A 13764-nucleotide genomic window follows, 5' to 3' on the forward strand; every position below is an offset into this window, starting at 1 on the left:
TCGGACGGCTTCGGACGGGTCACGACGGAACTCCCTGAGGCTGGCGGATGAATGCGGCCATCACGTTGTCGATGATCCGGCGGCCGACCTGGCCATCAGCGGTCATGATCGACTCCGGATGGAATTGCACGGCTGCGATGGGCAACGTGCGATGTTCGACGGCCATCACGATGCCGTCGTGGGTGACCGCGACCGCGCGGAGGCTGTCCGGCAGCATCGCGGGTGTGACCGCCAGCGAGTGGTAGCGCCCAACCTCCAGACGCCTCGGCAGCCCGGCGAACAACCGGCTGTCACCGGCGATCACCTCGATGGTGGAGCACTTGCCGTGCACGGGCCGGGCCAGCATGTGCAGGCGCCCCCCGGCGTGCTCGACCAGGCCCTGCAGGCCCAGGCATACCCCGAACACGGCGAGTCCGAGGCGCTGCGCCTCGGAGATCGTGGCCGCGAGGCCATGGTCGCCCGGCCGGCCGGGTCCGGGCGACAGCACCACGAGATCGGGCCGTTCGGCTTCCAGTCGCCTGAGATGGTGCCCGGCACGGTAGGTGGTGACGTCCGCCCCGGTCTGGCGCAGGTAGTCACCGAGGCAGTGCACGAACGAATCGCGGTGATCCACCAACAGCACGCGCGGGGCCGGCCGGCGGGCTGACCCCTCTGCGTCACGCACGTTCACCTCACCATGCTCGGCTGCCTGACCTGGCGCGACTGTGCGCTCCGGCTTCGTGTCCGAGCCGTCGAGTACCCACAACAGTGCCGACGCCTTCAATTCGGTCTCGGCCTCCTCGGCAGCCGGAACCGAATCGACGAGCACCGTGGCGCCCGCCCGGACGCTGGCGATGCCGTCGCGGATCTGCATGGTGCGCAGTGTCAGCACGGTGTCCAGCGAACCGTCGAACCCGATGTGCCCGACCGCGCCGCCGTACCAGCGGCGGGGCGATCGCTCATGGTCTTCGATGAACTGCACGGCCGGGAGCTTCGGCGCCCCGGTGACCGTGACCGCCCACAGGTGCGTGAGGAACGCATCGAGAGCGTCGCGGTCGGGCTTGAGGACGCCCTCGACGCGGTCAACGGTGTGAATCAGCTTGGAGTACCGGACGATCTCGCGCCTGCCGGTGACCCGCACTGTCCCCGGCACGCAGACCCGGGACTTGTCGTTGCGGTCGACGTCGGTGCACATGGTCAGCTCGCACTCGTCCTTGGACGAGTTGAGCAGTTCCCGGATCCGTTCCGCGTCCTGCAGCGCGTCGCGCCCGCGCGCCACGGTTCCACTGATCGGCGAGGTCCGGACGACGGCATCGGTGCCGACCTGGACGAACATCTCGGGCGATGCCCCGACAAGGTATTCCCCCGCCCCGAGGTTGGCGAGCAGGCTGTGTGGCGCCGGGTTGCTGGTGAGCAACGCCCTGAACAGCTGCGCCGGAGTCCGGACACAGGCACGGTAGAACACCTGGCTGGGAACCACCTCGAAGAGGTCACCGGCGTAGAAGGACGCCATCGCCTCGTCGACGATCGCCGCGTAGCCGCCCGGAGCCAGATCGCGCGAGGCGGTCGGTGTGCCGGGGACGAAGGCACTGGCCGCTGTCCCGCCGTTGCGACCGACAGTCGAGGTTCCGGCGACGACGAACTCGTACCGGTACCGGATGGCCTCGTCCCGACCGGAATCGAACTCGATGATCTCGTCCGGAAGGTGCAGCACGAGATCGTGATCACCGCACTCGCGTTCGTGCCGCAACGATATGGGTTCCAGCTCGAACAGCAGGTCATAGCCGAAGGCGCCGTACAGCCCCAGCAATCGGTCCGGCCCGGCGAGGGCACCGACGAGCGCGCGCAGCACCCGGAAGACTCCCACCTGGCGGGTGCGCTCCTCTTCGGGAAAGGACTCCGCGGGCGCAAGCGCCCGGCCACCGAACTCCGACGGCTCGTCGACGTCGACCTCCAGCTCGCCCACGACCGCCTCGCGCAGTGCGGGCAACAGCACCCGGCCGCGGCCGTTCAGCGCGCGCAAGACAATCCGGCCGCCGGTAACGACGATCTCCACCGGCGGGTCGACGTAGCCGACGGCGTGGTCCACGCCGCGCACCATCAACAGCCCGCGCCGGGTGTCGAGTGCGCTCTCCAGCTCCACCCGCAGTACCGTGGCCGAGCCCACGGCATGTCGGCTGCGCGCTACCTCGACCCCACCGGGAGTTCGCCAGCGGCGGGCGTCGTCCTCACGTGAGCCGGCGCCGGCCGACACGTCGGCCGCTGACGGCTTGGTGTCGAGCCGGGAGGTCACCGTCCGCCCACGCTCTGGGAGAAGCGGAAGAACCGGTGCGGATCGTAGGCGTGCTTGACCTCGAGCAGCCGCGGGTAATTCGTTCCGTAGTAGGCCCATTCCCAGTTGGCGAGTTCGGTGTCCGGGTAGTTGACGTAGGTGTGCCCGTTGGAGTGGGCGTCGATCGCACGGAAGCCGCCACGCGCCCAGTCGACCGCCGCTGCCCGGTCATCGCTGGACGGCGTCGCCGAACTCAGGCCGGCAGTGAAGACCGAGAACAGCGAGGACCTTCGGTGCACGTAGGCGGTGTCACCGGGCGCCGGGCGGTTGGCGTTCTTGCCCAGCGACAGCAGGCCGAGGTAGCGGTACTGGCCCGCTCGCCGATCGGCGTCGAAGGCGGTGAGGATGCCGTCGAAACCGGAATCGGAAATGGCCTTGTCGTGCATGCGGCTGCGGTTCAGGACGAACTGCTGGCGGGGCAGCAGCGCCTCGGGGTTGGCCCCGCTGAGATGGCACTGCTCCACCGAGTCGTTCTGGCAGCCGAACTGCCGCATGCTGGCCTGCTGGTAGGAGAGCTCGTCCACCACGCGGGTCGCGGGCGCGCTGCCGATCATCGAGACGAGCTCAGCGAGATCGGCGTCGAGGGTCGCCCTGCTGCCGAAGTGCACGCCGGTGACGATGACGGTCGGAACGGCACCCGGCGCGGCGTTGCTGAGCAGGATGCCCGCCCGCGGCGCGAGGTCCGGGGAGGTGTTGGTGAACCACTCCTGCAGCTGGGTCAGCACGTGATCTGCCTGCGCCCACGGCCAGGTCAACGTGAAGTAACCCACCCGGGTTTCGGTGGTCGGGGCAAGCTCGTAGTCGACGATCACGCCGAAGTTGCCGCCACCTCCGCCCCGAATTGCCCAGTACAGATCAGGGTTCTGCCGCGGCGAGGCAGTTACTGTGTGACCGTTGGCGAGCACCACCCGCGCCGACAGCACCCGGTCGCAGGCGGGTCCGTACTTGCGGTACATCCAACCCATGCCACCACCGGAGATGAACCCGCCCGGGCACACGGTCGGGCAGAAGCCACCCGGCACGGCGAGCCCGTGGGGCGACAGAGCCGTCACGACGTCCACCATCTGCGCAGCGGGGCCGACGTGCACCGAGGACGATCCGACCGTGACCTGGCGGAAGCCGGACAGGTCGATGACCAGACCCTCGGACGTCGAGAATCCGGCAAAGCTGTGACCCCCGCTGCGCACGGCGCTGGGCAGGGAGTGCTGCTGGGCAAAGGCTATGCAGGTGGCGACATCGCGCTCGGTGGCGCACAGAGCTACGGCCTGCGGGAAGATGCTGTCGAATTGAGCCGCCGCGAGCCGGTGTGCCTGCTCGTACGCCTCGTCCGAGGGCAGCACCAACCGACCGGTGAGGTGCCTGCGCAACTGGTCCCACGGCAGCCTACGACGCCGGCCGTGCGCCGCGGCGAGGTCACCGCCCGAGGGGGATGCGCCTGCCGCGGTAACCACCGCGCCGGCTGACAGGGCGACGCCGGTCGCGAGGAATGATCTTCTGTCCATTGGTGAAACAGCCTTTCTGGGGGGGTGGGCGGGGGCTCAGGACCGCTCGCGCAGCAGGGCGCGGCGCAGCTTTCCGTTGTCGGTGCGGGGCAGGGACCCCACGAACTCCACGAGCCGGGGGTACTTGTAGGGCGCGATCTCGCTCTTCACGAATTCCTGCAGTTCACGGGCCTTCGCGTCGTCGGCGACGACTCCGGCGGCCAGGACGACGAAGGCCTTCACCACGGTGCCGCGCGCCTCGTCCGGTACGCCGACCACCCCGGACTCGACCACATCCGGATGCCGGACGAGCGTGTGTTCCACCTCGGGGCCGGCGATGTTGTAGCCGGAGGAGACGATCAGGTCATCGGCGCGGCCCTGGTGCCACAGGTAGCCGTCGGAGTCCTGGAGGTAGCGGTCACCGGTCAGATTCCAGCCGTCGCGGACGTAGCGTTGCTGTCGCTCGTCATCGAGGTAGCGGCACCCGGTCGGTCCCTGGACGGCCAGCATTCCGACCACGCCGGTGGGCACCGGCCGACCGGAGTCATCGACCACCCTGGCCCGGAAGCCGGGTACCGCACGTCCCGTGGAACCCGGACGGATGTCATCACCGGCCGCCGAGACGAACACGTGCAGCATCTCGGTCGAGCCGATGCCGTCGACGATGCGCAGGCCGGTGGCGTCATGAAAGGCATGCCAGACCACGGCCGGCAGCGCCTCACCAGCTGACACGCAGGTACGCAGCGAGCCGAGCTCCAGGTGGCCGAGGTGCTCGAGGATGGCGCGGTAGGCCGTCGGCGCGGTGAACAGGATCGTGACCCCGTGCCGCGCCACCGACGCGAATAGGTCCTTGGGTGCCGGGCGCTCGCTCATCACGGTGCAGGCGCCCACGCGCATCGGGAACACCAGCAGGCCGCCGAGGCCGAACGTGAACGCCAGTGGCGGGCTGCCTGCGAAGACGTCATCGGCCCGCGGCTGGAGCAGGTGCGCGGAGAAGGTGTCGGCAATGGCGAGGACGTCGCGGTGGAAATGGGCGGTGGCCTTCGGCGTGCCGCTGGTGCCGGAGGTGAACGCGATGAGCGCGATGTCGTCGGCGGCGGTGTCGACCGGGACGAAGCCCGCCGCCTTCGATTCCGCGCGCCTGGTCAGGTCGGCGTCGGCAGCCGCTCCCCACGAGACGATGCGGTTCGCGGCCAGCCCGGCATCGCGCAACTCGTCGAGGTAACGGTCATCGCACAGGGCGACGTCGACCGCGGCCTTATCCAGGCACTCGCGCAGCTCCCGCGCCCGTAGCAGCGGCATCGTGGTGACCACGACAGCGCCCGCCCGGAGCGCGGCCAACCAGCAGACCAGCAGCCATCGGGTGTTGGGTCCGCGCAGCAGCACCCGGTTGCCCGGTACCACATGCAGATCCTCGACCAGCACGGCCGCTACCCGGTTCACCAGGTCCGCGACCTCGTTGTAGGACCAGACCTCGCCGTCGTCGGTTCGGACGCAGGGGCGGTGCCCACCGACGCGCATGATGGTGCCGTCGAGCAGTTCCACGGCGCAGTTGACCCGATCGGGGTAGCGCAGCTCGGGTAGGTCGAAGCGCACTGTGGGGCAGGCAGTCGCGGCGGGTAGCAGGTCGCGGGCGAAGGTGTCGACGTGTGCGCTCCGCGTCGGTGCGGCCAGGTACGCCGCGGGAGCCGTGGTGTCCGGAGCGGCCGGCACGGTGAGGGAGGGCGCGTTCATCGGTCGGTGTCCGTCGCGGTGACCGGGATCGCCCGATACGCCGCCGTCATTCGCGCCGTGCATACCCGCTTACCGCGCTCGTCGCTGATCACGACCTCGTAACTGGCCAGCGTCCGGCCGAGGTGTAGTGCCTTGGCTACGCCGGTGACCCGGCCGCCGCGCACGGCGGCGTGATGGGTCGCGTTGATGTCCACGCCGACGGCCACGCCACCACGGGCGGCGAAGTGGTGGCAGGCCGCAACCGAGGCGAGGGTCTCGGCGAGGACGCACGAGGCACCGCCATGCAGCAGGCCGTACGTCTGGGTGTTGCCCTCGACCCTCATCGAGCCCTCAGCCCGGCCAGGGCCGGCCTCATCGATGGTGATGTCCAGCAGGCGCGCCAGCTGACCCGGGTCGACCACTGTGGCGAGCTCAGTCATCGAGGCCGCCACCCTGCAGCAGCTGGACCAGCTCCGGGCGCCGGATCTTCCAGGTTGCCGTCATCGGCAGCTGGTCGAAGCGCAGTTGCCGCGGAGCACCGAGACCGGGACGACCGGCAATGGCCTTCTTCCAACGGGCATTGTCCAGCGGCAGGTCACCGCGGGTGCACACGACCGGCACCGGTTGACCGTGATCGCCGGCGACGATGACGATCTCGCGCAGCTCGGGTAGCAGCGACATCAGCTCGTCCTCGATCTCGAGGTTGCTGTCGGTGTCCTCCAGCCGGTCGATCTCACGGTCGAGCAGGTGTACCCGGCCGATCCGGTCCTTGGTCCCGGTGTCGCCCATTCGCCACCAGCCGTCGTGCAGCTGCGCGGCGAACCGGTCGGACTCGCCCAGGTAGTCGGTGGCCCGGGTGCGGCTGCGCACCTCGATGTGGCCGACCTCGCCGCGGGGCAGGGGCGTGCCATCGTCATCGACGATGCGCAGCCTGATGGTGCCCGGCAATGCCCAGCCGACGCAGCGGCCGTCCACACTGGCTGCCTTGCGCTGAGAGATCCAGTTTCCGGTGACCGGACCCGTTTCGGTTTGTCCGTACAGCTGAAAGAACTTCGGGCGCGGACGCTTCGAGGCACCGAGCAGCGTCTGGACGGTACGCGGGTGAATCGCGTCGAAGGTGGCGCTGTAGTACCGGACGCTGGACAGTGGAGCGCCCGGCGCGCCCGCGAGTTCCTCCCAGGACACGAACGTGTTGGGCTGGGTCTCCACCACGCCGGGGCGGTGCTCGCGGAACAGGCCGCCGATGGCTGCCGCGCTCGGGTCTATCGCGACCACCAGCGGATTGCCGTACGAGATCCCCATGTAGAGCGCGCTGTAGAACCGGGCGTGCACGAAGCTGATGCAGAGCGCCACGGTCTCCTTGCGCCAGGTGCGCGAGGCGACGAGCTTCTGCACCCGCAGCCGGTACCAGAGTGCCGACGGTGTCTGAATGGCCAGCTTGGGAAGCCCGGTGGTGCCCGAGGTGTGCGAGATGAAGGCGGGCTGATGAATCGCCGGAACGGCCGCGACGGGCTCGGGCAGGCCGTCGACATCGGGCAGTACCTGGGTTCCGAGCAGCGCCTCACCGGCGGACAGCAGCACCGTGCGGGCGGCATCGAGGTCGATGGTTTCACGGTCCAGCATCGCTCGGTCGGTGATCAGCCAGGGCTGCTCCAGCCGGCGCAGCAGTTGCGACACGGTGTCTCCCGGCAGCATCGGCGACAGCAGCGCCGGCACCGCACCGATCCGTTGCGCGGCGGCCGCGAGCAGGGCGATGTCGAAGTTGTTGGTCTTGAAGATGACCACCCGATCCTGGGGGCGGATGCCCGCGGCGTGCAGCTGGGCCGACAGCCGCCGTACCAGCGCCGCCAACCGGCCGACGGTGACAGTCGTTCCCTCCGCCGGCGCCAGCTGCAGTGGCTGGTCCAGCACGACGGGGGAGTTGCCGTGGACGGCAGCTGCCTCCTCGAACATGAGGCCGATGTAGAAGCCTCGAGCCTTCGTCTTCATCGAAATACCTCTTTCGGTCACAGGGTGATGTATGCCCGGGCGAGCGACTGGGTCGAGCCGCGTGCCGGTGGCGTCGAGCGGGTGGTGCGGGCTAGCTGAGGTCGTAGTCGATCGTGAGCGAGGAGCTGCGGGGACGGGCCCGGCAGGTGAGGATCTGGCCGGCTGTGATTTCTTCGGGGCTCAGCGCCCACTGGGCACCGACCTCCACCTCCCCGCACACCAGCAGGGCGCGACAGGTGCCGCAGACCCCGGTGGTGCACGAGTAGGGCAGTTCAGGATTGACGACCAGCGCGGAGTCGAGCAGCGACCTGCCCGGCAGCAGTGCGGTCGTGGTGCGGCTGCCGTGGGCGACGGTGGTGAGCGTCCCTGCCACGGTTGCCCCGCCCGTATCGATTTCGCCTGCTGCGGTGGGGATCGGCGCGCTGGGTACGGGGGCACCGGCGGGGGCGTGGAACAGCTCGGTGCGGATTCGGGCGCTGGGCACACCACGATCGGTCAACACGGAACTCGCTGCCTGGCACAACTCTTGCGGCCCGCACAGGAACCACTCGTCGACGGCCGTGGTGTCCACGATGCGCGGCAGCAGTTCACCCAGCCGGGCCCCGTCCGGGCGTCCTGGACGCAAGCCCTCGCCGCGGTCCTGCCTGGATGCAAGGTGGAACAGCTCGAAGCGATCGAGGAACCGGTCCTTCAGCTGCGCCAACTCATCAACGAACATGGTGGACGCGAGGCCCCGATTGGCATAGAGCAGCGTGAACGTACTGCCGGCTTCGACGTCCAGGGCGGTGGCCACCAGGGACATCAGCGGGGTGACGCCGGAGCCTGCCACGATGGCGGCGTAGCGGCGTTGCCGGGTGAACTCCACCGCGGTCGTGAAGCCGCCGCGCGGGGTCATCACCTCCAGGTCGTCACCGGGACGAAGGCCTGCGGTGTATAGCGAGAAGGCGCCGCCGGGCACAGTGCGTACCCCAATTCGCAATCGGCCGGTGCGGTGCAACTCGGTCGGCGTCGAGCACAGGGAGTAGGGCCGGCGCACTTCGACCCCGGCGATCGAGACCCGGACGGTCACGTGCTGGCCCGCCGCGAAGGCGTACGAGGGACGCAGCTCGGAAGGGACGTCGAAGGTGAGCATCACCGCGGAGCCATCCGCTGACACGGGGTCGACGGAACTGACGCACAATGCATGGAACCCGCTGGTACTGGCAACGATCGTTACAGCCGCGGGAGAAACGGCACCGGTGATCGTCGCGGCGGTCATCAATGTGCCTTCAGGTGGTCGAATGGGTCACCACAGCCGGCGCAGGTCCACAGCGACTTGCAGGCGGTCGAGCCGAACCGGGAAGTCTCATGGGTTTCCGCGCTGCCGCATGAGGGACATTGCACGCCGGCCGATCTGGCCGTACCGATCTGCAGCAGGACGGATTCGCGCGGACGTTGCGCCGGTGGTGCTATTCGCGCGGCAGCCAGTTTGCTGCGCGCCGACTCGTCGAGCCAGTCCGTCGTCCAGGCCGGCGACCAGACCGTGACGATGGCGATGTCATCGAAGCCGGCGGTACGTGCGGCGTCAGCGATGTCCTCGCGGATGACGTCCATGGCTGGGCAGCCGACGTAGGTGGGGGTGATGGTCACGGTCGGGCGGCCGTCGTCCAGGCTGACGTGGCGCAGGACGCCGAGCTCGGCGATGGTGAGCACCTGGATCTCGGGGTCGCACACAGAACCGACCGCTGTCTTGAGCGTGGCGAGAGCGCTCACCAGTTCACCCCTGCGTGAGCCCGGTGCAGGCTCTGCATCTCAGCGATCAGGAACCCGAAGTGCTCGGTGTGCAGACCGGAGCGCGCGCCCTCAGGGGCCCAGCCATCCAGGGGACGTGACACGGTCGCGCTCGCGAACACCTCATCCACCAGATTCAGCCAGCCCGGCCGCAGCTGGGCCGGGTCGAGCCCGTAACCGCCGGCCGCCGCCGCGTCGAAGACCTCGTCGGAGCGGAACAGCTCATGGGTCCAGGGCCACACGGAATCGATGGCCGACGTCATGCGGGCATGGGACAGCTCGGTGCCATCACCGAGGCGCGCGGCCCAGGTGGAGAAGTGGTTCAGGTGGTAGGCGACCTCTTTACCGGCCTTCACCGCGATGGCCGAGATCCGGGCGTCGCCGCTGTCCTCGAGGTGCCCGTACAGCACGTGCTGGTAGGCGCTGAACGCGAGCATCTTCGCCACTGTGACGGAGAAGTCCTCGTTCGGCAGCTCCACCAGGGCGACGTTGGTGAATTCCTGCTCATCGCGCAGGTAGGCCAGTGAGTCCTCGTCGCGGCCGGCACCTTCGAGTTCGCCGGCGTAGCTGAGCAACACCCGCGCCTGGCCGAGCTGATCGAGGGCGATGTTGGCCAGCGCGACGTCCTCTTCGATCTGCGGGGCGACGGTGCACCACTGCAGCAGTCGCTGCGTCGCCACCAGGGAGTCATCGCCCAGGCGCAGCAGGTACCGGTAGTCGGTCATAATTGCTCGACTCCCTCGGGCAGGTCGAAGTAGTTCGGAAAGCGGTACGCCTTGTCCAGCGCCGGGTCGAACATCGAGTCCAGCTCGTCCGGGCTGGACGCGAGAATCTCGGCCGTCGGCACCACCCAGATCGAGATGCCCTCACCGCGGCGGGTGTACAGATCCCGGGCGTTCTGCAGGGCAAGCCGGCCGTCGGCGGCCCGCAGGCTGCCCACATGCAAGTGGCCCAGGCCGCGGCGGGCGCGGACGAACACCTCCCAGAGCGGCATGGCGGTCATGCGACTGCCGTAGCGCTGGCAGCCGAAGCCGCACTCGCCGTAGCGTTGGCAGCCGGCGCGGCAGCGGCCCGGTCCGAGTGCTTGCGTGCATGCGCCATCGCGGCCTCGCGCACCCAGGCACCGTCCTCGTGAGCCTTGCGCCGGTGCGCGACCCGCTGACGGTTGCACGGGCCGTCGCCGGCGACGACGCGCGCCAACTCGTCCCAGTCCGGAGGCGAGAAGTCGTAGTGACCCCGGTCGGTGTTCCAGGCCAGGGCCGAGTCGGGCAGGGTGACGCCGAGGGCCTCTGCCTGCGGAACGCAGATGTCAACGAAACGCTGGCGCAGCTCGTCGTTGGTGAACCGCTTGATGCGCCATTCCATGGACTTGGCGCTGTGGGTGGAACGCTGGTGCGGTGGGCCGAACATCGCCAGCGCCGGGTCCCACCAGCGGTTCACGGCATCCTGAGCCATCCGCTGCTGCTCCGGGCTGCCGTGGGTCAGCGTCCAGAGCAGGTCGAAGCCCTGCCGGTGATGGAAGGACTCTTCCTTGCACACCCGCACCATGGCCCGCGCGTACGGCCCGTAGGACGACCGGCACAGCGGCACCTGGTTGACGACCGCGGCGCCGTCCGTCAGCCATGCCAGCGCGCCGACATCGGCCCAGGTGAGCGTCGGGTAGTTGATGAACGACAGGTACTTCTGCCGCCCCTGGTGCAGGGCGTCGAGCAGCTCCTCGCGGTCGGCGCCGAGCGTCTCGGCAACGCCGTACAGATAAAGCCCGTGCCCGGCCTCGTCCTGCACCTTGGCCAGCAGGATCGCCTTGCGACGCAGGCTGGGCGCGCGGGTGAGCCAGTTGGTCTCGGGCTGCATGCCGACGATCTCGGAGTGCGCGTGCTGGGCGATTTGGCGGACGAGGCTCGCCCGGTAGCGCTCGGGAACCCAGTCGCGCGGCTCGATCTTGCCGTCGGCGGCGATGATGGCCTCGAAGCGGGCGAGCAACTCCGCCTCGGTATGCGCGTCCTCGCCGGGCAGCGGCCGCGGCCCGGGCGCAACCCGGGATCGGGCGTCGGCGAGCAGTTCCTCCGCCTGCGCCACCTCGCCTAGCAGCATGTCGGTACTGGCGCGGGTCGCCTCGCGCCCAGTCTGGATGTGCATGTGATCGACCTACATTCCGCATATCGGGTCTGGCTGTCTTGCCGCCTGGGCGAGTTGCGCTGGGGTGCTGACAGGGGGCAGGGGGCAGGTGGCAGGTGTTGCTCAGCTGCCGTCGGCGAATCCGGTTCGCCATGAGGGAAATTCGAGGGTCATTCCGCGGAACTTCGCCAGGCCGTTCGTGGCGCCTCGCTCCCACCCGGCCCGGCCGGACGTCGGCTCGGGCGTGGGGCGCCCTACGGCGCCGGCGAGCACCGGCACCCAGGCGCGGGCCGGTGCCGGTTCGTCGTCGACGATGTTGACCGGACCGTTCGGCCACTCAAGGGCCTGGACCGTCGTCCTGGCAGCGTCTCGTACGTGGATGAACGAGCTGACCGCATCGTTGGCGGCCAGCTCTCCGCCGGCAAGCTTGCCCGCCATGAAGCCGTTGGGCGCGTACCAGGTACCAGGGCCGTAGAGGGTCCCGTATCGCAGGATCACGTGCTCGGGCAGTTCCGCGACCGCGCCTTCGAGGGCCTGGATGCCGCCGATGGTCATGGAGCGCGGCTCGGGTGCCCCGACATCGAGAGCGTCGCTCTCGTCTGCCGGGGTGTCACCCGCGGCATAGGCCCACGAGATGGATTGGGCGACCATGCGGTTCACGCCGATCGCTTTGGTGGCCTCGACGAGGTTGCGGGTACCGACCCGGCGCAGGTGCGCATTGTCGGCCGACGAACCTCCTGCCAGTGCCGTCAGCTCGTGCAGCACAACGTCGGGCGCCGCCGACCGAACGGCCTCGGTGGTGGCCCCGGGGTCCAGGACGTCGAGCACGACACCCTTGGCGCCCAGGCTTGCCAACTCGGCGGCCGACGAAGCGGAGCGCGACGTGCCGACGACCTCGTGACCCGCGTCGACAAGCATCGGGACGAGGACGCGGCCGATGGCACCGGACGCGCCCGCTACGAAGATTCGCATGGGATTGGAACTCCAAATGGTGGGCATCAATGATCAGGTGACGAGGTCGGGTGAGGGCTTGGCATCGCGGTCGCGGAACCACAGGGCGGCGGTCAGGGTGAACAGGACCCCGCCGGCGACGCACACACCGGTCCAGCCGACGTGCGGTAACACGGTCAGCGCCAGCAGGCTCCCGACGGAGCCACCGACGAAGTAGGCGGTCATGTAGGCGGTGGTCACCCGGGCCCCGGACCTGTGCCTTGTACTGGTAGATCCGGCCCTGGTTGAGCACGTGCAAACCCTGGACGCCGATGTCGAGCAGGATGATGCCGATGATCAGCACCCAGAGGTGGCGGGGGCCGGCGAAGACCAGCCAGGCCGCACCGAGCAACAACGTGAAGGCGCCGATGGCGACGTGACCGTAGCCGCGATCCTGCAGCCGGCCCGCGGACTGCGCGCACAGCACACCGGCCGCGCCGACCAGGCCGAACGAGCCGATGGCCGCGGTCGAGTAGCCGAAGGGCGCGGCTGCGAGCAGCGACGGCAGCGCGGTCCAGAGCAGCTGGAAACTGGCGAAGCCCAAGGCCCCGACGAGCATCCGCCGACGCAGGAACCGCTCCTGGCGAATGAGGCTGACGACCGAGCGGAGCAGCCTGGGGTAACTGCGGGACCCCTCGGGCACCGGCAGGACCGGCAGCGCCAGGAACAGGACGACGGCAAGCAGCGCGATGACAACGGCGGCAGTGATGTAGACGGTCCGCCAGCCCGCGAGTTGGCCGAGCGCTCCGGACACCGTTCGCGCGAGCAGAACGCCGAGCAGCAGGCCGGTCATCATGGTGCCGAGCACCCGGCCGCGCTGGCCGTCGCTCGCGAGGGTGGCCGCGAACGGGATCAGGACGTTGACAGCCACGCTCGACACCCCGACGCAGGTGAGCGCCAGTACAAGCACCAGCGCGGACCACGCCACCGCTGCAAGGGCGAGCGCGACCGCGCTTGCCGCCAGCAGCGACACCGCGAGCGCTCGCTTGGCGAGCAGGTCGCCGAGCGGAACAAGAAAGATCAGTCCGAGCGCGTAGCCCAGTTGTGTCGTGGTGACGCCGTAGCCGACCCTGGACGCAGCGCCGAACTGCCGATCGAGGTCAGGAAGAAGCGGCTGGACGTAGTAGATGTTCGCGACGATCAGGCCGCACGAGACCGCCATCAGCAGCAGCAGCGCGCTGGATATGCCAACTGCAGCCTGGGTATCCGCCTCGGCACCCCGCACTTCGGCACCCCGCACTTCGACACCCCGTACCGGGCGCTCACCCGAGTTCGAACGCCCGGACGGGCGGTGGTGGCTGGACGCGGGAACACTCATGCTTCGGGACCCTACGAGGCACTAGGTCAAAGTGCCTGGTCCGATCCGTTACTTATAAAACAGTCCATTTGTCC

Annotated in this window: 12 protein-coding genes and 1 pseudogene; all 13 read right to left on the bottom strand. The window is 69.2% G+C overall.

The annotated features are described in order from the left end of the window. Nucleotides 1–19: 19 nt before the first annotated feature. Complete coding sequence (locus RM423_RS05650) at nucleotides 20–2272, bottom strand: anthranilate synthase component I (RefSeq protein ID WP_311422031.1); 2253 nt, start codon at nucleotides 2270–2272, stop codon at nucleotides 20–22. Then, the gene (locus RM423_RS05655) at nucleotides 2269–3813 is read right to left on the bottom strand and encodes an FAD-binding oxidoreductase (protein WP_311422032.1); all 1545 of its coding nucleotides are present in this window, start codon (nucleotides 3811–3813) and stop codon (nucleotides 2269–2271) included. Before RM423_RS05655 ends, RM423_RS05650 begins: the two co-directional genes overlap by 4 nt. 36 nt (nucleotides 3814–3849) lie before the next feature. Continuing rightward, a complete protein-coding gene (locus RM423_RS05660; protein WP_311422033.1) occupies nucleotides 3850–5526 on the bottom strand; it encodes an AMP-binding protein in 1677 nt (558 codons plus the stop codon). Next, nucleotides 5523–5945 (bottom strand): PaaI family thioesterase, encoded by a 423-nt coding sequence (locus tag RM423_RS05665; RefSeq protein ID WP_311422034.1) that lies wholly within the window; start codon nucleotides 5943–5945, stop codon nucleotides 5523–5525. Before RM423_RS05665 ends, RM423_RS05660 begins: the two co-directional genes overlap by 4 nt. Further along, complete coding sequence (locus RM423_RS05670) at nucleotides 5938–7494, bottom strand: class I adenylate-forming enzyme family protein (RefSeq protein WP_311422035.1); 1557 nt, start codon at nucleotides 7492–7494, stop codon at nucleotides 5938–5940. The genes RM423_RS05665 and RM423_RS05670 overlap by 8 nt, the downstream gene beginning before the upstream one ends. Before the next feature lie 91 nt (nucleotides 7495–7585). Next, nucleotides 7586–8626, bottom strand: a complete 1041-nt coding sequence (locus tag RM423_RS05675) for a 2Fe-2S iron-sulfur cluster-binding protein (RefSeq protein ID WP_396327614.1) — start codon at nucleotides 8624–8626, stop codon at nucleotides 7586–7588. Nucleotides 8627–8751: 125 nt separating this feature from the next. Further along, nucleotides 8752–9246, bottom strand: coding sequence for a 1,2-phenylacetyl-CoA epoxidase subunit PaaD (paaD, locus tag RM423_RS05680; protein ID WP_311422037.1), 495 nt, complete (start codon nucleotides 9244–9246; stop codon nucleotides 8752–8754). Further along, nucleotides 9243–9989, bottom strand: a complete 747-nt coding sequence (paaC, locus tag RM423_RS05685; RefSeq protein ID WP_311422038.1) for a 1,2-phenylacetyl-CoA epoxidase subunit PaaC — start codon at nucleotides 9987–9989, stop codon at nucleotides 9243–9245. Before paaC ends, paaD begins: the two co-directional genes overlap by 4 nt. After that, entirely contained in the window at nucleotides 9986–10267 is a 282-nt protein-coding gene (gene paaB / locus RM423_RS05690) for a 1,2-phenylacetyl-CoA epoxidase subunit PaaB (RefSeq protein WP_311422039.1), read from the bottom strand. Before paaB ends, paaC begins: the two co-directional genes overlap by 4 nt. Then, entirely contained in the window at nucleotides 10264–11403 is a 1140-nt protein-coding gene (gene paaA, locus RM423_RS05695; protein WP_311422040.1) for a 1,2-phenylacetyl-CoA epoxidase subunit PaaA, read from the bottom strand. Before paaA ends, paaB begins: the two co-directional genes overlap by 4 nt. A gap of 102 nt (nucleotides 11404–11505) precedes the next feature. After that, nucleotides 11506–12354 carry an NAD-dependent epimerase/dehydratase family protein gene (locus tag RM423_RS05700; protein ID WP_311422041.1) on the bottom strand — a complete coding sequence of 283 codons (849 nt, stop codon included), beginning with the start codon at nucleotides 12352–12354 and terminating at the stop codon, nucleotides 11506–11508. Nucleotides 12355–12387: 33 nt separating this feature from the next. Then, nucleotides 12388–12573: a hypothetical protein gene (locus RM423_RS05705; RefSeq protein WP_311422042.1), complete on the bottom strand. Its 186-nt coding sequence runs from the start codon at nucleotides 12571–12573 to the stop codon at nucleotides 12388–12390. 118 nt (nucleotides 12574–12691) lie between these two features. Next, nucleotides 12692–13690, bottom strand: a pseudogene (locus RM423_RS25430) (MFS transporter); the annotation flags it as partial. Nucleotides 13691–13764 lie beyond the last annotated feature (74 nt).

The organism is Jatrophihabitans lederbergiae (assembly GCF_031845305.1).
In the GTDB taxonomy this organism is placed as follows: Bacteria; Actinomycetota; Actinomycetes; order Mycobacteriales; family Jatrophihabitantaceae; genus Jatrophihabitans_A; species Jatrophihabitans_A lederbergiae.

What these genes read in the sequence shown, in the direction of transcription:
- RM423_RS05655 (WP_311422032.1), bottom strand. Translation starts at nt 3,813, where the DNA reads ATGGACAGAAGATCATTCCTCGCGACCGGCGTCGCCCTGTCAGCCGGC.
- RM423_RS05660 (WP_311422033.1), bottom strand. Translation starts at nt 5,526, where the DNA reads ATGAACGCGCCCTCCCTCACCGTGCCGGCCGCTCCGGACACCACGGCT.
- RM423_RS05665 (WP_311422034.1), bottom strand. Translation starts at nt 5,945, where the DNA reads ATGACTGAGCTCGCCACAGTGGTCGACCCGGGTCAGCTGGCGCGCCTG.
- RM423_RS05670 (WP_311422035.1), bottom strand. Translation starts at nt 7,494, where the DNA reads ATGAAGACGAAGGCTCGAGGCTTCTACATCGGCCTCATGTTCGAGGAG.
- RM423_RS05675 (WP_396327614.1), bottom strand. Translation starts at nt 8,626, where the DNA reads ATGCTCACCTTCGACGTCCCTTCCGAGCTGCGTCCCTCGTACGCCTTC.
- paaC (WP_311422038.1), bottom strand. Translation starts at nt 9,989, where the DNA reads ATGACCGACTACCGGTACCTGCTGCGCCTGGGCGATGACTCCCTGGTG.
- paaB (WP_311422039.1), bottom strand. Translation starts at nt 10,267, where the DNA reads ATGACCGCCATGCCGCTCTGGGAGGTGTTCGTCCGCGCCCGCCGCGGC.
- paaA (WP_311422040.1), bottom strand. Translation starts at nt 11,403, where the DNA reads ATGCACATCCAGACTGGGCGCGAGGCGACCCGCGCCAGTACCGACATG.
- RM423_RS05700 (WP_311422041.1), bottom strand. Translation starts at nt 12,354, where the DNA reads ATGCGAATCTTCGTAGCGGGCGCGTCCGGTGCCATCGGCCGCGTCCTC.